18 protein-coding genes are annotated in these 17,224 nt (G+C 50.0%); 11 read left to right on the plus strand and 7 right to left on the minus strand.

The window, feature by feature from the left end; translation table 11 throughout:
- Window positions 1-97 precede the first annotated feature (97 nt).
- From RGU75_RS08600 to RGU75_RS08610, 3 genes are all read left to right on the plus strand, one after another.
- The gene (locus RGU75_RS08600) at window positions 98-694 is read left to right on the plus strand and encodes a phosphoheptose isomerase (protein ID WP_322234923.1); all 597 of its coding nucleotides are present in this window, start codon (window positions 98-100) and stop codon (window positions 692-694) included.
- The gene (locus RGU75_RS08605; RefSeq protein WP_322234925.1) at window positions 687-1,328 is read left to right on the plus strand and encodes a BON domain-containing protein; all 642 of its coding nucleotides are present in this window, start codon (window positions 687-689) and stop codon (window positions 1,326-1,328) included. The genes RGU75_RS08600 and RGU75_RS08605 overlap by 8 nt, the downstream gene beginning before the upstream one ends.
- A gap of 391 nt (window positions 1,329-1,719) precedes the next feature.
- Entirely contained in the window at window positions 1,720-2,247 is a 528-nt protein-coding gene (locus RGU75_RS08610; protein WP_322234926.1) for a TlpA disulfide reductase family protein, read from the plus strand.
- 86 nt (window positions 2,248-2,333) lie between these two features.
- Here RGU75_RS08610 and RGU75_RS08615 read toward each other — a convergent pair whose 3' ends face one another.
- A complete protein-coding gene (locus RGU75_RS08615; protein ID WP_322234928.1) occupies window positions 2,334-2,843 on the minus strand; it encodes a winged helix DNA-binding protein in 510 nt (169 codons plus the stop codon).
- A 423-nt stretch (window positions 2,844-3,266) separates the two neighbouring features.
- Here RGU75_RS08615 and pxpB point away from each other — a divergent pair, with 423 nt between their 5' ends.
- From pxpB to RGU75_RS08640, 5 genes are all read left to right on the plus strand, one after another.
- Window positions 3,267-3,938 (plus strand): 5-oxoprolinase subunit PxpB, encoded by a 672-nt coding sequence (pxpB, locus tag RGU75_RS08620; protein WP_322240347.1) that lies wholly within the window; start codon window positions 3,267-3,269, stop codon window positions 3,936-3,938.
- Window positions 3,935-4,927 carry a biotin-dependent carboxyltransferase family protein gene (locus RGU75_RS08625; protein ID WP_322234930.1) on the plus strand — a complete coding sequence of 331 codons (993 nt, stop codon included), beginning with the start codon at window positions 3,935-3,937 and terminating at the stop codon, window positions 4,925-4,927. Before pxpB ends, RGU75_RS08625 begins: the two co-directional genes overlap by 4 nt.
- Before the next feature lie 106 nt (window positions 4,928-5,033).
- Complete coding sequence (gene pxpA / locus RGU75_RS08630) at window positions 5,034-5,870, plus strand: 5-oxoprolinase subunit PxpA (RefSeq protein WP_322240349.1); 837 nt, start codon at window positions 5,034-5,036, stop codon at window positions 5,868-5,870.
- A 55-nt stretch (window positions 5,871-5,925) separates the two neighbouring features.
- Window positions 5,926-6,675: a DUF969 domain-containing protein gene (locus RGU75_RS08635; protein WP_322234932.1), complete on the plus strand. Its 750-nt coding sequence runs from the start codon at window positions 5,926-5,928 to the stop codon at window positions 6,673-6,675.
- A complete protein-coding gene (locus RGU75_RS08640) occupies window positions 6,672-7,628 on the plus strand; it encodes a DUF979 domain-containing protein (protein ID WP_322234934.1) in 957 nt (318 codons plus the stop codon). The genes RGU75_RS08635 and RGU75_RS08640 overlap by 4 nt, the downstream gene beginning before the upstream one ends.
- A gap of 213 nt (window positions 7,629-7,841) precedes the next feature.
- Here RGU75_RS08640 and lipA read toward each other — a convergent pair whose 3' ends face one another.
- Both lipA and lipB read right to left on the minus strand, forming a co-directional pair.
- A complete protein-coding gene (gene lipA, locus RGU75_RS08645; RefSeq protein ID WP_322234936.1) occupies window positions 7,842-8,876 on the minus strand; it encodes a lipoyl synthase in 1,035 nt (344 codons plus the stop codon).
- A 28-nt stretch (window positions 8,877-8,904) separates the two neighbouring features.
- Window positions 8,905-9,552, minus strand: coding sequence for a lipoyl(octanoyl) transferase LipB (gene lipB / locus RGU75_RS08650; RefSeq protein WP_322234938.1), 648 nt, complete (start codon window positions 9,550-9,552; stop codon window positions 8,905-8,907).
- A gap of 351 nt (window positions 9,553-9,903) precedes the next feature.
- Here lipB and pyrE point away from each other — a divergent pair, with 351 nt between their 5' ends.
- Window positions 9,904-10,569 carry an orotate phosphoribosyltransferase gene (gene pyrE, locus RGU75_RS08655; protein ID WP_322234940.1) on the plus strand — a complete coding sequence of 222 codons (666 nt, stop codon included), beginning with the start codon at window positions 9,904-9,906 and terminating at the stop codon, window positions 10,567-10,569.
- Between the two features lie 196 nt (window positions 10,570-10,765).
- On the plus strand, window positions 10,766-11,476 hold the full coding sequence (locus tag RGU75_RS08660; protein WP_322234942.1) for a hypothetical protein: 711 nt from the start codon (window positions 10,766-10,768) through the stop codon (window positions 11,474-11,476).
- A gap of 125 nt (window positions 11,477-11,601) precedes the next feature.
- On the opposite strand, the gene gatB is transcribed toward RGU75_RS08660, so the two are convergent.
- The 4 genes from gatB to gatC form a co-directional block, all read right to left on the minus strand.
- On the minus strand, window positions 11,602-13,062 hold the full coding sequence (gatB, locus tag RGU75_RS08665; RefSeq protein WP_322234944.1) for an Asp-tRNA(Asn)/Glu-tRNA(Gln) amidotransferase subunit GatB: 1,461 nt from the start codon (window positions 13,060-13,062) through the stop codon (window positions 11,602-11,604).
- 93 nt (window positions 13,063-13,155) lie between these two features.
- Window positions 13,156-13,674: a hypothetical protein gene (locus RGU75_RS08670; RefSeq protein ID WP_322234946.1), complete on the minus strand. Its 519-nt coding sequence runs from the start codon at window positions 13,672-13,674 to the stop codon at window positions 13,156-13,158.
- A 19-nt stretch (window positions 13,675-13,693) separates the two neighbouring features.
- Entirely contained in the window at window positions 13,694-15,160 is a 1,467-nt protein-coding gene (gene gatA, locus RGU75_RS08675; protein WP_322234948.1) for an Asp-tRNA(Asn)/Glu-tRNA(Gln) amidotransferase subunit GatA, read from the minus strand.
- Between the two features lie 324 nt (window positions 15,161-15,484).
- Entirely contained in the window at window positions 15,485-15,787 is a 303-nt protein-coding gene (gatC, locus tag RGU75_RS08680; protein WP_322240352.1) for an Asp-tRNA(Asn)/Glu-tRNA(Gln) amidotransferase subunit GatC, read from the minus strand.
- 371 nt (window positions 15,788-16,158) lie between these two features.
- Between gatC and RGU75_RS08685 the strand changes: the two genes are divergently transcribed.
- Window positions 16,159-17,202, plus strand: a complete 1,044-nt coding sequence (locus RGU75_RS08685; RefSeq protein WP_322234952.1) for a rod shape-determining protein — start codon at window positions 16,159-16,161, stop codon at window positions 17,200-17,202.
- Window positions 17,203-17,224 lie beyond the last annotated feature (22 nt).

A 17,224-nucleotide genomic window follows, 5' to 3' on the forward strand; every position in this document is an offset into this window, starting at 1 on the left:
AGTGCGCCGCACAGACTAAAAGATACCTGAAACACGAATAATGAAACCATGCTGGCCAATCTGCTACTCTAATTAACTCTTTTATAAACAGCCTATTATGATCAATCAACGTATCCTGGCGCATTTCCAAGAAAGTGCCGAACTCAAAACCAACGCTGCGGCGGAATTAGTACAACCAATTGCAGCGGCAGTTGAACTAATGTTTTCTGCGTTGTCAAACGGGAACAAGATTCTTTGCTGTGGCAACGGCGGCTCCGCTGCGGACAGTCAGCATTTTGCAGCAGAACTGGTCGGCCGATTTGAACGTGAGCGGTTGCCGTTGCCTGCAATGGCGCTCAGCACGGACACATCGATCATTACAGCGATCGCCAATGACTATAGTTACAATGAGATTTTTTCCAAACAGGTTCAGGCCTTTGGACAAGCGGGTGACGTGTTACTGGCTTTCACGACATCCGGCAATTCCGCTAACATCCTTGCGGCGATTGACGTAGCACTTGAGCGTGATATGCGGGTAGTGGCGTTGACGGGCAAAGGTGGTGGCGCCATAAATCAAAGATTGACCGATGCAGATGTCCATATCTGCGTGCCGCATGATCGTACCGCGCGCATTCAAGAAGTACACCTGCTGACAATTCATTGCTTATGCGACGGCATCGATGTCGCTTTATTCGGAGGAGATGTGAATGATTAGTGCACAAAGTCGTTGGAATACGTTACGACGTCCGTTGATGACAATAGCTTTATGCGGCGCGGTAGCGATGAGCGTGCAAGGTTGTGTCGGATTGTTGCTTGGCGGCGCGGTAGTCGGAGGATTTGCGGCAACTGATCGTCGTACGCTGGGTGCGCAAACCGATGATAAAACGATTGCTATTAAAGCCGAGTCACGCATTGTCGGTATCGTCGGAGAGCCAAGTCACATTAATGTGACCAGCTTCAATCGCCGCGTATTGATAACCGGCGAAGTGCGCGATGATGCTGCGAAAGTTGCCGCAGAACAAGAGACGAAAGCAATCGAAGGTGTGCATTCAGTCCTCAATGAATTGGTAGTCGCTGAGCCATCATCTTTTGGGCAACGTTCTAACGATACGTACATTACGAGCAAGGTCAAAGCTTCCTTGCTTGACGCAAAAGATGTCTTTGGCAATGCGGTCAAAGTCGTCACTGAGCGTGGGGTCGTATACTTAATGGGCCAGGCGACCGAACGTGAAGCCAAGCGTGCGGCGGAAATCGCGGCCGGCGTTGATGGTGTGCAAAAAGTCGTTAAGGCCTTTGAGTACATGACGGAAGAAGAGTTGACGCAGTTGTCGTCGGCACCTCAGAAATAAAAAAGTAACAAAAATAGCAATAAAAAGCTAAAAAATCGATGGATAGCGTTTGGCAGCGCGGGCTGGTCAATAACCGACACCCGCGCTGACCAAAGCGCCAGATTGTTAATGTTGATGCTATGAAAGCAATATGAGTAAGTCTTGCAGTGATCTCGATTTTTTGGGTGAACGTAAGCTGCCGAATGGGGTTTCTGACTATGCATGTGGATGGCAGGGGCCAAGATTATTGGCTCGATATGGCAAGGCTAATTCTTCGATTCTTTTTGCTCCCTCTTGGGCAAGTAACGCGTTAGATTGTTATTCGATTGGCAATCCTTGCGTCTACTTCAGCAAGTCGCTAGCCAGATGACTATAATGAAGGTCTTCTGGCCTGATCGGTATTGGATAATTTATGCAATCTCAAGTAGACGCCGCACCCCGCAAGCCGCTCTGGATAAAGCTTGCAATCGCGATCGTGATTGTGGCAACAGGCTTGTTTGTCATGCTGTCGCTTTCGCATAAAAATCCTGCACCGGACGTCAGTTTCACGAATTTGAAAGGCGAGCAGGTCTCTCTCAAGAGTTTGCGTGGCAAAGTTGTGATGGTCAATTTCTGGGCCACTAGTTGTACTACCTGTGTCGGTGAAATGCCTAAAATGGTGGCAACTTACGATAAATATAAAGCCCAGGGTTTGGATTTTGTGGCGGTCGCCATGAGCTACGATCCCCCAAACTATGTCCTGAATTTTGTGAAAACACGCGGTTTGCCGTTTCAGGTAGCGTTAGATACCAACGATAAGATTGCTAATTCATTTGGTGACGTCAAACTGACACCGACTACTTTTGTCATCGACAAAAAAGGCAATATTATTAAGCGTTATGTGGGCGAGCCCTCTTTTGCTGAGCTGCATCAATTGCTCGATAAGGCCTTAGCAGCATGATCAATTGATGATCTTGATCGCAAGATCGCAAATCAAATAATGAAGGCGCATGGATTTTCTATGCGCCTTTTTGTTTGTCGACTGATTTACCGTGAAGTCGCCGCCCGCGATGCCGTATCGTATAGCCCCGACGCCGTTCGTAACAATTTAGCCGTCTCGCCCAGGCTTTGATTCGATAAGCCGGTATCCGATAGCAGTGGAATGAGGCATTCCTCTCGCACTTGACGGTATGCCTGAGCTAGTGCATAGCCTTTCTCAGTTGCCGAAAAAAAAGCCTCTTTGCCGACTTTCTCGCTCGCTACCAAGCCCGTTTTAACCAATTTTTTTAGCGCATAGCTAGCAACGTGCGTGTCCTCAATATTCAGTACGAAGCAAATATCGGCTAATTTTTTTTTGCGCTCGCGGTGGCAAACATGATGCAACAAAGACACCTCAATTGGTGTCATATCTTTTACGCCAGCCGCCGCCATGCAACGTGCCATCCAGCGGTTAAAAGCATTGCCAGCAATAATTAACGCATATTCAAGTTCAGATAACTCTGAGGTACTTTCCGACGCCAGATGCGCCGATGACAGTATTTTTGATGGGGTATTCATGTTGTGTCCCGGTACACCTTTGAAGGCGTCAAAATTAAATAAAAAACAATCTATGAATCTACGCGAAATTAGTCTAAAAGCAGTATGTGCCGTATAGTTGCTATTATGAAACAATCGCTAAGCACATAAAAGAGGCTTCGTTTGCATGCTAATTGAGAATTGCTTTTCAGTGTCTTGATTTATTGATGAAGACGTGAATTTGCCCAAGGATTCATGGTTCGAAGATGATGATTTGAATACGATTTATGATCTATTTACATACAATTTATTGACATTTTATTTTTGATGGCCGATATTGCTAGTTTCTTTATGCTAATTACTGTTTAAGTCGCTTAACTTGACTTAATCCATCACCATCATGCACCGCTTTGTAGCGTGTGGAAGGAAATAAGCGAGATGACCGAGTCCAAGCTTCAACCGACCCTGGATCAGGCGGAAATTCATTTTTTGGGCGAAGGTTCCCTGACATTAACTGTCGGCGGCATCGGCAGCGTTGCAGTCAGCGCAACACTGGATTGCCAGCAGCGTTTGTGGGCCATTGCGGCTAAAGCAAACGCGTGGCCGCACGTTCGTGATGTTGTCCCTGGGATGAATAATTTGACGATATTGTTTGACCCATTGATTGCTGACTTCGATGATCTGGCAGACAAATTATTAACCGCCTGGAATAAATCGACAGCTGTCACTAAGAGCGGTCGTCAGATTGACATTCCTGTAGTGTACGGCGGAGACCGCGGTCCTGATTTAACAGCGGTTGCAGAACATACCGGATTGTCCGTAGCGGAAGTGATCCGGCGCCACACAGCTGCTGATTACGTCGTTTTTTTCCTTGGTTTTCAACCTGGTTTTGCGTACATGGGTGGACTAGATCCGTTGCTAGCTACTCCGCGTCGCCGTGAGCCACGCTTAGTTGTGCCCGCCGGTTCGGTCGCCATTGGCGGCAGCCAAACTGCCATCTATCCCGCCGCATCGCCCGGTGGATGGCAGTTAATTGGTCATTCGGATGTGCGGTTATTCGATCCATCCGCTGCGTCGCCAACACTGTTGCAACCCGGTGACCGGGTGCGCTTTGTGGCTAGTGGGGATTTATCATGATTGACGTCATCCGCGCTGGTCGCTTGAACTCCATCCAAGATATGGGGCGCAGCGGCTTTCGGCATTTGGGCATCTGTCAGTCGGGCGCCTTGGACCGCATCGCGCTCGCTATTTCAAATAAGTTGGTCGGTAATGCAATTGATGCCGCGGGGCTGGAAATCACGCTCGGTCCTTGCGTATTGCGCTTCACTGCTGACACACGGATTGCTGTTGGCGGTGCTGATTTTGCGGCGACACTTGACGGTAGAAGCGTTGGGCCATGTTGGAGTATTCCGGTCAGGGCGGGTCAGACTTTAAAATTGCATTCGGCAAAAAAAGGTATGCGTGCCTATATTGCCATCGCAGGTGGACTTGATGTTGCTTTGCAGCTGGGTTCACGTTCGACCGATATGTCTGCCGGATTTGGCGGCCATTGTGGCCGAGCACTTTTGGATGGAGATCAATTGACGATGGCGGTGCCGAATCCGGCCTCGTCACCTATCCGGTGCGCCCCTCGATTTGGCGTTCGCGCACCCGATTGGTACGACTTGGACACAGAATCGAAGTACGCACAACCAATGCAGATTCGGGTAATTCCTGGTTCGGAATATGCGCTGTTTTCGGTGGCGGCACAACGTGCTTTTTGGAAAAGCGTATGGACACTCACTCCGCAAAGTAACCGTATGGGATTTCGCTTGTCGGGGCCGGAGTTGAAGACTAAAAAGAGCGTTGATATGCTATCGCACGGCGTTTTTCCCGGCGTCATTCAGGTACCACCAGCAGGTCAACCAATCGTCTTGATGGCCGATGCTCAAACCACCGGTGGCTACCCAAAAATAGGCGTCGTCATCGCCGCTGATATTCCCAAGCTTGCACAGCTTCGCTTTAATCGGACGCTACAGTTTATTGAGTGTAATGCCGAACAAGCTCGCCAGGAGCTCATTAATGAAACGTTATATCTGGAGCAAATCGATAGGGCCATGACGTGGCTGCATCCGGAAAAAAAATGACGCGAAAATGAAGGAGTAACTGATGAAGAAGACGACAAAAAAAGAGGTAAATTTGGCAGATATTTCTACGTCCACTTTATTGCCTGATTCGACGGAGATTTCTGCGATGCCGTTGACGCATCATTCTTCTCAAACGCGAGATGTGGCCCTTAACGTTGACCTGAACGCTGATCTCGGTGAAGGTGGTGCCAGCGATCAGGCCTTGCTCGCATTGATCAGTTCCGCCAATATCGCCTGCGGTTGGCATGCCGGCAGAGCAGTGTTGATGCAGCAAACGGTTGCATGGGCGATACAGTATGGCGTTGCCATTGGTGCGCATCCTAGTTTTCCTGATCCCGATAATTTTGGTCGGACCGAGATGCATTTGCCAGCGCAAGAGATTTACAGTGGCATGCTTTACCAGATCGGCGCGCTGGCTGCGATTGCGGAAGCACAAGGTGCGCGGTTAGTCCACGTCAAGCCGCATGGCGCGCTATATAATCAAGCTGCGCGCGATCCCAAATTGGCCGCTGCGATTGTGGCAGCGGTTCGTGATTTTGATCCCGCTCTGGCATTGTTTGGCTTGGCCAATAGCGCGTTGATTACCGCCGCTAGAAAGGCGGGCCTGGTGGCGGTTGAAGAAGTTTTTGCCGACCGTGGATATAACGCTGATGGCAGCCTGGTCAAGCGCGGCACACCGGGTGACATGATTGAGGATGAAGAGAAAGCGCTGGCACAAACAATCAGCATGGTCCGTGATGGCAAGGTGCAGGCGATAAACGGCTGTTGGGTTCCGTTGATAGCGGATACAGTATGTTTACATGGCGATGGCGCACATGCATTGGCTTTTGCTCAGCGCATTCGCGCTTATTTGGCGCAAGAGGGTATTGCCGTGACTGCCCGACGCGGGCCGGAGATTGCCTCCGTGACAGACGATTTTTCGCTATTCCCATTACTAAAGTAATCCGCACCAGAAGCATCAACGACGCACCAGTTAGCAATCTTAATATTGGAAATATATGCACTCTGCAGTCAGTTTGTGGCCTTTAATCGGCGTCGTTGTGATCATTGCGGGTTTTATCCTGCGCTTCAATCCCATGCTGGTGGTCGCCGTTGCCGCGATAGTGACCGGGGTCGCTGCACAGTTTCCGGCCGAACAGGTGCTTGCAGAAATCGGCACTGGTTTTATCAAGACCCGTAATTTACCTTTAATCATCCTGCTGCCGTTGGCCATCATCGGACTACTTGAGCGGCACGGTTTGCGCTTGCATGCGCAAAACTGGATTGGGCGTATCAAGTCGGCGACTGCTGGACGTTTATTGATCGTTTATCTGGCCGCGCGTGAATTGACTGCCGCTATCGGTTTGACTAGTCTGGGTGGTCATCCGCAGATGGTGCGGCCGCTGTTGGCTCCGATGACCGAAGGGGCCGCCGAAACCCGTTATGGCAAACTGACCGATGCTGTACGCTTCAAGTTACGTGCTTATGCTGCCGCCACGGATAATATCGGCCTATTTTTTGGTGAAGATATTTTTGTAGCCTTTGGTGCAATCGTCTTGATGTCCACCTTTCTGCATGAGGCTGGTATCGACGTCGAACCGCTACATATTGCGTTGTGGGGTATTCCCACCGCGATTTCCGCCTTCATTATTCATGGCTATCGCCTATCGCGATTAGACGCGGCGCTGGATCGGGAGATGAATTATCAACCGCATGCAAAGACCGCCACCTCAGCGTCGACGACCAACCAGGATGGAACTAAGTCATGATTATTTCAGTTACTTATCTTTATTATCTGGTTGGTGTGATTCTCGCCATTACTGCTGTGATGACGTTACGCGACAGCAGCAACCCACGTCGTTGGTCTAGTGGTTTATTTTGGGGATTATTTGCGGCAGCTTTTTTGATTGGTGACCGTTTGCCACCAGCACTGGTCGGACTGGGCGTGATTTTGATGGCGTTGATCGCCGGTTTAGGATGGGTCGGGGCTGGTAAACATGTTGAGCTTCCGGATGCGGCGCGGCGCGCCAGTGCCGGTCGGCTCGGGAATAAATTATTTGTTCCTGCTTTAGCAATTCCTATCGTGACGGTCATTGGTACGGTCCTGCTGCACAACGTCAAATTTGGTGACAGCTTTTTGCTAGACCCGAAAAATACCACGCTCGTCAGCCTCGGAATAGGCTGTATCGTCGCGCTGGGATTGGCTTGCTGGTTGACACATGACACGCCTGCGCAATCGATGCGGGAATCGCGACGCCTGACCGAAGCGCTGGGTTGGGCGGTAGTGTTGCCGCAAATGCTGGGAATGCTCGGTTTGGTGTTCTCTGACGCCGGTGTCGGCAAAGCGGTCGCGCACATCACTACGTCATACATCAATATGGATTATAAATTTGTCGCCGTCATGGTGTACGTGTTTGGCATGGCGCTTTTCACGGTGGTGATGGGCAACGGTTTTGCTGCGTTTCCGGTCATGGCTGGCGGTGTCGGTGTGCCGGTATTGGTCGGCGTATATGGCGCAAATCCAGCCGTAATGGCCTCAATCGGGATGTTCTCCGGCTATTGCGGCACGCTCATGACGCCCATGGCAGCGAACTTTAATATCGTACCGGCAGCGTTGCTGGAGTTGCCGGATCGAAACGCTGTAATTAAGGCCCAGTTGCCTACCGCGCTAGTGCTTTTAGTCGTTAATGTGTTTCTTTTATATTTCTTGATGAACCGTTAAGTTGGGTGTGAGATCGATTAGCCGGCGCACAGGTAAACACTTCAGACAAAGAACCGGCTGATGGAATCGTGCATAGGGAATAATGTTGGAATGCTGAATACGCTTTAGTTCAGCGTATCCAGCAAGCGAGATGGTGCAGCGTAGAAACATATTTCGAAAAGCAAACCGTTATTGGATGCTTTTCGATGTAATCGTATTATTTTTTTGCATCATTCATTTTGGCATTGCTGCCAAAACATCGTGCGCCTGCTCATCCGCATGATACGAACTACGCACCATTGCGCCGACCGCAGCATGGACAAACCCCATTTTGTACGCTTCTTCTTCGTACATTTTAAACGTATCAGGATGCACGTAGCGACGCACTGGCAAGTGGTTGCCGCTTGGCATCAAATACTGGCCGATCGTCAGCATGTCAACGTCATGCGCGCGCAAATCTCGCATTACTTGCAATACTTCCTCGTCCGTTTCGCCCAACCCCACCATGATGCCGGACTTGGTCGGAACCTTTGGATGCAGCGCCTTGAAACGTTTGAGTAAATTGAGCGAGTAATCATAATCCGAACCCGGACGCGCTTCTTTATACAGGCGCGGTGCAGTTTCCAGATTATGGTTCATGACGTCCGGGGGAGCTGCATTGAGGATTTCAAGTGCGCGGTCCATGCGGCCGCGGAAGTCAGGCGTCAGGATTTCAATCCGCGTGTTGGGTGACAATTCGCGGACGCGACGGATACATTCGGCGAAATGGCCTGCACCGCCATCGCGTAAATCATCGCGGTCAACGCTGGTGATGACAACATAACTCAGGCGTAATTCGGCAATGGTTTTTGCCAGATTTTCGGGTTCGTTGACATCTAACGGATCAGGACGGCCATGGCCGACGTCGCAGAACGGGCAGCGGCGGGTGCATTTATCACCCATGATCATGAAGGTTGCCGTGCCCTTACCGAAACACTCACCGATGTTGGGACAACTGGCTTCTTCACAGACCGTCACCAGGCTGTTGGCGCGCAGAATATCTTTGATTTCATAGAAGCGTGTGGTCGGCGATGCCGCCTTGACGCGAATCCAGTCCGGCTTTTTGAGGCGCTCAATCGGAATGATTTTGATTGGAATGCGCGCAGTTTTGCTGGCACCTTTTTGCTTTTCTAGCGGATTATAGGGCGCGGCCGGAATAGCACCAGTATTAGGGGCGAGGGCAGCTTTAGCAGTATCAACAACGTGTAGTGGAGTAGTTTCTGTAGTCATAGTCTAAGTAATCTTCTTTGGTGAAGCATCAACCGAGGCGTTCAATCAGTATGTGAGCGAGTGCTAACTGCACTGCAGATAACGCCGCATCAGTCCCCAACGTTTTCATATCGATCGTCGCCAAGCCTTCGTAGCCGCACGGATTGATCCAGGAAAATGGTGTCAAATCCATCGCAACATTGAGCGAGACGCCATGATATGTGCAGCCGCTGGCGCGAATTTTCAACCCGAGCGCTGCGATCTTAGCACCTTGCCATGGGCCATCGGCCATGTAAATGCCGGGTGCGCCGGATTTGCGCTCACCAGCAAGATTATACGCTGCGAGGGTCTCGATCACCGCTTGCTCAATGACGTGGACAAATTCACGTGCAAAAAGACGGCTTTCTGTGCGTTTTCGGCGCAAATCGATCAGTAAATAGATAACTACCTGACCGGGGCCATGATAAGTGACTTCACCTCCACGATCAGTTTGTACGATCGGAATGGCATGCGGTGCCAGAACATGGCCCGGATCGGCAGCAAGCCCCAGCGTGAATACGGGCGGATGCTCGACGATCCATAACTGATCAGCGGTGTCGGAGGTGCGGGCGTCAGTGAAGGCGCGCATGGCGTCAAAAGTGACCTGATACGGTTCGTTGCCACGCTGGATTATTTCGGGGGAAGAAGAAAGCGGCATAGGCGATAGTGTACCGAAAATCGGGTGATATCGGGTTAGTCAGATAAATTGTCTTTTTGTTCACACTTGAAAACGACGCTTTATATTTTTGCGAACCTGGATCAACTGTCTGGTAGAAGAGTTGGATAATGAATAACGTTAAAGTGCCTAAGTTGCGTTAGTCTGAATTTGGCGTTTTTACGCAGAGTTGCTCGAGCGCAAATCTACGTGGGCACGTTGTTTGCAATTGATTACCCGTTGGCGTGAACACCATTTAAAATGATGCGATGTGTCGGATTTCTGTATGAAAGCGACAAAATTTGTCACCGAATTGGTTATTTTAATCTGCATGCTTACCGTCTGGAAACTATCTTGAATAATTTACGTCAGCAGTTTATTGCGTTTTCTGTCGCCTCGGGCGTTCTGCGGTTTGGTGATTTTGTGACCAAAGCGGGGCGCACTTCGCCTTATTTCTTTAACGCCGGATTATTTAACGAAGGCGCAACGCTGGCGCAGTTATCGCAGTTTTACGCCCGCACTTTGCTGGACTCCGGGGTTGAGTTCGACATGCTGTTCGGTCCCGCTTATAAAGGCATTACGCTGGCGTCGGCAACGGCAGTCGCAATGGCTGCCGAAGGCCGCAATGTAGCATTTTCGTATAACCGCAAGGAAGCCAAGGATCATGGCGAAGGCGGCACTATCGTTGGGGCCAAGTTGGAAGGGCGCGTAGTCATTATCGATGACGTCATTTCGGCCGGTACTTCGGTACGTGAATCAGTAGCGATGATCCGCGCTGCCGGTGCAACCCCATGTGCGGTCCTGATCGCACTGGACCGGATGGAGCGCTCAGGTAAGGACGATGCGCTTTCCGAGAAGTCAGCAGTGGAAGAAGTGGGTCGAGAATTTGGATTGCCAGTGATTTCAATAGGCAATTTAAACGATTTGCTGACGTATATTTCGGCTGCCGGTGCGGACCCGCAGTTGGCGCAATATAAAGACGCAGTGGCTTCTTATCGTACGCGTTATGGCGTGAACTGATTATAAAAAATGTTGACTCCATCATGCGCCACAGTTGGCGTATATGTTCGTTCATTGCTATCTGTTCGAGGCAAACCTTGGTTGCCAGGATAGTACCCATATGGATTGGTTGGCGGGATGAATGTTAGCTAGCGCTAGGCGATGTAATGCAAAATGGGCTCACACTGACTGGCGGCGTTAATTTGCGGATAAGCGCATGAATTCAAGCGTAAAGATTCAACTAAAAACGCGACTAATGGCACAACGAATGCACAGCTTCACAAGTGCATTGAGTTTGCCTTGTCTGACTGTTTTTACGATGATTTTTATAGGTGTTATTTGTGCGTTGCCGTTGCCAGTGCGCAGCCAGATTTTTACTTGCAAGGACTCCGCAGGACGGACGATGACTTCTGATCATCCTATGCCAGAATGTGCTGATCGGGCGATGCGTGAACTCAGTAATACCGGTTTGTTACGGCGCGAAATCCCCGCGCCACTCAATGCTGAACAAAAACGGCAGCAGCAACTGCTGGAAGATAAGCGTCGCTTAGCGGTTGCAGTGGTGGAAGAGCAGCGCCAGCAAGATAGAGCATTGATGGCGCGCTATCGTAGCGAGGGTGATATCGCAGCGTCGCGGCGTTATTACCTTGGTCTGTCGCAAGATATGATTAAACGCGATCAAGCGTTTATATTGGATGCAGAAAATCAATTGAAGCAGGCGCAGGCAGATACAGAATTCTATAAAAATAGAAAGCTTCCCGGCAACGTCCAATGGCGTATCGACGATGCGCAGCATGCTTTAGAGAGCGGTAAAACCAGCTTGAATGCGCATCAAAAAGAAGCCGCCGGAATCAATGTTAAATTTGATGAAACGTTAGCGCGTTACCGGGCGCTAACCGTTAGCCAGTCAACCGCCTCGAATCGCTGATGACGCGTTTTGTATGGGTAGCAGAGCCATGTGCGAGTGCGGCAAGTTTGATTGAGCCTAATCAGGTCGGGGCGGTATACCTTTTGACCTGATTGCGTGATTAGCCCCGACCTTTTTTTCAGCGTCTACGATGCCAGTTTTTGTTTCAATAATTCTGTCAACTGGGTAGGATTGGCTTTGCCCTTACTGGCTTTCATCGCCTGACCGATGAGCGCATTAAATGCTTTTTCCTTGCCGGACCGGAACTCTTCAACCGATTTGGTATTGGCGGCCAATACATCATCGATGATCTTTTCTAACGCGCCGCTATCCGAAATCTGCTTCAGACCTTTGCTATCGATGATCTCATCAGCCAACGTATCCTGAGAAGCTTTTGCGTCCCACATTGCGGCAAACACTTCTTTGGCTATTTTGTTGGAAATAGTGCCGTCAGCGATACGTTGCAGCAGCAACGCAAATTGGCTCGCGCTGACCGGTGCGACGCTGATATCAACGTCTTCACGGTGAAGTGTCGATGAGATATCGCCCATCAGCCAGTTAGCAGCCGGTTTGGCCTGGTCTTTGCCCGCTATGGTTACCACCGCTTCAAAATACGCGGCCATTGCCTTCGATTGGGTCAAGACGATTGCATCGTAGTCCGACAGACCATATTCGCGCATAAAACGCTCACGCATCGCTCCCGGCAATTCCGGCATGGTCGCCCGTACGCGTTCGACCCATTCCCGGGAGATGACCAGCGGTGGCAAATCAGGGTCCGGGAAGTAGCGATAATCCTGCGAATCTTCCTTGCTGCGCATTGAGCGTGTTTCTTTTTTATCAGGGTCGTAGAGGCGTGTTTCCTGGCGAATCGTGCCACCGTCTTCAATGGTTTCGATTTGGTTCTGAACTTCGTAATTGATCGCCTCTTCAAGGAAGCGGAACGAGTTCAGATTTTTGATTTCACGCCGCGTACCGTATTCCTTTTGTCCGACCGGGCGTACCGAAACATTGGCATCGCAGCGGAAAGAGCCTTCCTGCATGTTGCCGTCAGAAATACCCAGCCACATGACTAATGCATGTAATGATTTGGCGTAAGCAACCGCTTCTGTTGCGCTGCGCATATCTGGTTCGGTGACGATTTCCAGCAATGGTGTGCCGGCACGATTTAAGTCAATACCGGTCATGCCTTGATAGTCTTCGTGGAGCGATTTTCCTGCATCTTCTTCCAGATGCGCGCGCGTCAGCTGAACCGAGCGAATTTCGCTCTTTCCGTCTTTTTCCATCACGAACGACACCTTGCCACCTTGTACAACCGGAATCTCAAACTGACTGATTTGGTAGCCTTTAGGCAAATCCGGATAAAAATAGTTTTTGCGTGCAAAAACGGATTGTGGCGCAATGACCGCATCGACCGCCAGACCAAACTGGATAGCGCGCTCAACGGCGCCACGATTAAGAACCGGCAATACACCGGGTAATGCCAGATCGACCGGACTGGCCTGGGTATTGGGTTCAGCGCCGAATTGCGTAGAGGAGCCACTGAAAATTTTTGATTTGGTCGAAAGCTGTGCATGCGTTTCAAGACCGATTACGACTTCCCATTGCATAATTTTCTCGTTTCTTTTCTGTACGTGCGCGATGGGCCTTATTGACCATATTGAAAGTGTCGCCAACTCAGGCAATCGCGCACAATGCTGTGTTTATTCTTCGTGACGGCACGTGCCGGTTTTTAAATTTACCGACAATTCCGTAAAATTTACTCTTGAGCCGCACAACGCCGGACAGCTCGGTTTAATGCTTAACGTGTCACCATCGCGTTGCAAGCGGATACTGCAGTTTTTGCCATGATTATAAAAATCAAAACCACGTCGATCTCGTGCCGCCACTGGATCTTTTAGGGTGACACGCCAGCCCGGTTTATCGCCACTCTGGGTGACTTCGGCGACCGGTTCGTCGCTTTCATCCACGCTGCAATCGAAACCGTGCATCGTCCGATACTGATCCGACTCCCAGCGAAAAGTTTTTATCTTGGCGCCATCCAAATGTATTTCGCCTTCGTCGGCCAAAATAACTTTTTCACCGCCTTCAGTATGGGTCGTATTGCAGCCAAATTTGGTCTGCAATTCTTGCGCATACACGGATGTCGACAGTAGCGTTATGGCCAGTAGGATCAGCATCGTAACAAAATAGCGGTGCAAACAGGTGTGGATGACGCGCATGGCGAATTTCTCGTTTCGGTTAGTTGGGCGACCGCAAATGCCAGTCGGTTACGCGTTGATATTGGTGTGCAACGTTAAGCAGCTTCGCTTCATCAAAATAGCTTCCGATAATCTGCAATCCAACCGGACGCTGCGCATTTTTTTCTCCCTGCCCAAAACCGCATGGAATCGACATGCCTGGCAAGCCAGCCAGACTACTCGATAAGGTATAAATGTCGGCTAGATAATTCGCCACAGGATCATTCGCTTTCGCGCCTAAATCCCACGCTACGGTAGGTGATACGGGGCCCATGATGACGTCACATAAACGGTTAGGGCCAGTTAGTGCCTTTTGAAAGTCTTCTGCGATCAGGCGACGGATTTTTTGCGCTTGCAAATAATAGGCATCGTAATAACCGTGCGACAACACGTAGGCACCTACAAGAATACGACGTTTGACTTCTTCGCCAAATCCCTCAGCACGCGATTTTTGATACATATCGGCCAGATCTTTGTAATCGGCTGCGCGATGTCCGTAGCGGACGCCATCGAAGCGACTCAGATTGGACGACGCTTCGGCTGGCGCAATCACGTAATACACGGGAATTGATAGTTCAGTTTTCGGGAGTGAAATATCGACCAGAACGGCACCCAATTTTTCGTACTCGCTCAAGGCTGCGCGCACCGCTTGTTCAACGTCGGGGGCGAGGCCGCTACTAAAATATTCTTTTGGAATGCCGATTCGCAAACCTTTGATATCGTCGTTCAGGCCAAGAGTAAAATCTTCTTTTGGGCGCTCCAGACTGGTGGAGTCGCGCGGATCAAATCCAACCATCGCATTGAGTAACAAAGCACAATCTTCTGCAGTTTGAGCGATGGGCCCGGCCTGATCCAATGACGAAGCAAAGGCGATCATGCCGAAGCGAGATACGCTTCCGTAGGTCGGTTTGATGCCCGTGACGCCGCATAGCGACGCGGGTTGACGGATTGATCCGCCCGTATCGGTTGCGGTGGCCGCTGGCGTTAATCTTGCGGCCACAGCCGCTGCCGAACCGCCTGATGAGCCGCCCGGAATCGCGGTTTTATCCCAAGGGTTTTTAACGGCGCCGAAATGGGAGTTTTCGTTCGATGAACCCATCGCAAATTCATCGCAGTTCAGCTTGCCCAGGTGCACCATGCCGGCATCTTTAAAATGCGACACGACGGTTGCATCGAAAGGGCTGACGTAATTTTCCAACATTTTGGAGCCGGCAGTGGAACGCCAGTCACGCGTGACAAAAATATCTTTGTGCGCGATCGGTAGGCCGGTCAAGGGTGTGGCGTTATTTTGAGCCAGCCGTTGGTCGGCGTTGCGCGCTTGTTGCAAGGTCAACTCGGGGTCTACGTGCAGAAAAGCATTGAGATCACTTTGCTGAATACGTGCCAAAAATTGTGTAGTCAGTTCCACAGAAGAAATTTTCTTATCGTGAAGCAGTATCGACAGTTGTTTAAGAGTTTTTGTATGCATGTGATGGAAACTTGCCGGGTAAATAAGGAATGATTCATTCGCTGCACATCGTCCGAATTAATTGCATTAATCGTAAGATACGGACAAAAGATGTGTTTTCAGCAATTCATATTTCCTAGGGTTTTCTGCCGGTGAGTGTTGCGCAAATGGCACCGGTTTGCCGTTTTATTATATTTTCGATGCACGGATGGTCGCTCCATGATGCGTCGAAAATAGCGCGCCTGACGTTAGTGAATAGTGGTTATTGGGTTATTGCAGATAAATAATTAAATGAATTAATTAATTTATTTATCACTCGAGTGCGTTATATTTCTTTAAAGAAAATTATTCGATGACTTTTGGAACGAGATAGAGGCCGTCCTCGGTTGCGGGTGCAGTGCGTTGGTAATCCTCGCGGCGGTTGGTTTCGGTAACAACGTCGTCGCGCAGGCGCAATGAAAGATCTGTCTGCAGCGCGGCAATCGGATGACTTAACGGCTCAACACCCGTGGTATCAACGGCGCTTAGCTGTTCCACCAATGAAAAAATGCCATTTAGTTTATCTAAGGTGGCCGTGGCCTGGTCTTCGGTCAGCTCAAGGCGGGCGAGATGGGCAATACGTTTAACGTCGGAAAGGGCTAGAGACATATGTTTTGGTGGCGCAAAATGCGCTGCTGAAAGTGTTGTATGAAGGTCTTTAATGTCGATAAAACTTCTTAAAGCTTTGTAAAAGGCCAGCATTTCTAGCCTTTTGTCGATCAATGTCTTTCAAATTATAAGGTAGAATGTCGGGTCCATGCCGCATGTCGCAGAGGTGCTGCTTTAAAAACACTCGGAAAACAGCTTAGGCCAAGAATGTGGTTGCAAATATTGCAACTATAATGCGTTGTTAAACGTGTCATATTTAGGGTTGGGCCGGTTAACTGATTTTTAAAGAGCGCTGAAGAAGGCCATGCGCTGATAATAGATTCCCCTTATAAAACGCTTAGGCGCACCATTGTTGCGCATCAGGACAATTCATGTTTGGATTTTTACGCAGTTACTTCTCGAACGATCTGGCGATTGATCTAGGTACCGCGAATACGCTTATTTATGTACGTGACAAAGGCATCGTTCTCGACGAACCCTCTGTGGTTGCTATCCGCCAACAAGGCGGTCCCAATGGTAAAAAAACAATTCAGGCGGTAGGGCGCGAAGCCAAGCAAATGCTGGGTAAGGTTCCTGGCAATATCGAGGCGATCCGGCCGATGAAAGACGGCGTTATTGCCGATTTCACTGTCACCGAACAAATGCTTAAACAGTTCATTCGCATGGTTCACGATACGAAGATGTTCAGGCCTTCGCCGCGGATTATTATCTGCGTACCTTGCGGTTCTACACAGGTTGAACGCCGTGCAATTCGCGAGTCGGCATTGGGCGCGGGCGCTTCTCAGGTATTCCTGATTGAAGAGCCAATGGCTGCAGCAATCGGTGCAGGTTTGCCGGTTTCTGACGCGACTGGTTCAATGGTGGTCGATATTGGTGGTGGCACAACCGAAGTCGGTATCATTTCATTGGGCGGCATGGTCTACAAAGGCTCAGTACGCGTTGGTGGCGACAAGTTTGATGAGGCTATTGTTAATTACATCCGTCGCAACTACGGCATGTTGATCGGTGAACAAACCGCGGAAGCAATCAAGAAAGCTATCGGTTCTGCATTCCCGGGTTCTGAAGTGAAAGAAATGGAAGTAAAAGGGCGCAACTTGTCGGAAGGTATTCCGCGTTCGTTCACTATTTCCAGCAACGAAATCCTGGAAGCGCTGACTGATCCGCTCAATAACATTGTTTCTGCAGTAAAAAATGCCCTTGAACAGACGCCTCCGGAACTTGGTGCGGATATTGCCGAAAAAGGCATGATGCTCACGGGTGGCGGCGCTTTGCTGCGTGATTTGGACCGCCTGTTAATGGAAGAGACCGGTTTGCCGGTCATCGTTGCCGAAGACCCATTGACTTGCGTGGTCCGCGGTTCTGGCATGGCGCTGGAACGGATGGACAAGCTGGGATCGATTTTCTCGTACGAGTAATTCACCTAGATAGGGTGTGCTG

The organism is Glaciimonas sp. CA11.2 (assembly GCF_034314045.1).
In the GTDB taxonomy this organism is placed as follows: domain Bacteria; phylum Pseudomonadota; class Gammaproteobacteria; order Burkholderiales; family Burkholderiaceae_D; genus Glaciimonas.

Excerpts from the sequence above, each read along its gene's own strand:
- RGU75_RS08600 (WP_322234923.1), top strand. The coding sequence starts at position 98 with ATGATCAATCAACGTATCCTGGCGCATTTCCAAGAAAGTGCCGAACTC.
- RGU75_RS08605 (WP_322234925.1), top strand. The coding sequence starts at position 687 with ATGATTAGTGCACAAAGTCGTTGGAATACGTTACGACGTCCGTTGATG.
- RGU75_RS08610 (WP_322234926.1), top strand. The coding sequence starts at position 1,720 with ATGCAATCTCAAGTAGACGCCGCACCCCGCAAGCCGCTCTGGATAAAG.
- RGU75_RS08615 (WP_322234928.1), bottom strand. The coding sequence starts at position 2,843 with ATGAATACCCCATCAAAAATACTGTCATCGGCGCATCTGGCGTCGGAA.
- RGU75_RS08625 (WP_322234930.1), top strand. The coding sequence starts at position 3,935 with ATGATTGACGTCATCCGCGCTGGTCGCTTGAACTCCATCCAAGATATG.
- pxpA (WP_322240349.1), top strand. The coding sequence starts at position 5,034 with ATGCCGTTGACGCATCATTCTTCTCAAACGCGAGATGTGGCCCTTAAC.
- RGU75_RS08635 (WP_322234932.1), top strand. The coding sequence starts at position 5,926 with ATGCACTCTGCAGTCAGTTTGTGGCCTTTAATCGGCGTCGTTGTGATC.
- RGU75_RS08640 (WP_322234934.1), top strand. The coding sequence starts at position 6,672 with ATGATTATTTCAGTTACTTATCTTTATTATCTGGTTGGTGTGATTCTC.
- lipA (WP_322234936.1), bottom strand. The coding sequence starts at position 8,876 with ATGACTACAGAAACTACTCCACTACACGTTGTTGATACTGCTAAAGCT.
- lipB (WP_322234938.1), bottom strand. The coding sequence starts at position 9,552 with ATGCCGCTTTCTTCTTCCCCCGAAATAATCCAGCGTGGCAACGAACCG.
- RGU75_RS08660 (WP_322234942.1), top strand. The coding sequence starts at position 10,766 with ATGAATTCAAGCGTAAAGATTCAACTAAAAACGCGACTAATGGCACAA.
- gatB (WP_322234944.1), bottom strand. The coding sequence starts at position 13,062 with ATGCAATGGGAAGTCGTAATCGGTCTTGAAACGCATGCACAGCTTTCG.
- RGU75_RS08670 (WP_322234946.1), bottom strand. The coding sequence starts at position 13,674 with ATGCGCGTCATCCACACCTGTTTGCACCGCTATTTTGTTACGATGCTG.
- gatA (WP_322234948.1), bottom strand. The coding sequence starts at position 15,160 with ATGCATACAAAAACTCTTAAACAACTGTCGATACTGCTTCACGATAAG.
- gatC (WP_322240352.1), bottom strand. The coding sequence starts at position 15,787 with ATGTCTCTAGCCCTTTCCGACGTTAAACGTATTGCCCATCTCGCCCGC.
- RGU75_RS08685 (WP_322234952.1), top strand. The coding sequence starts at position 16,159 with ATGTTTGGATTTTTACGCAGTTACTTCTCGAACGATCTGGCGATTGAT.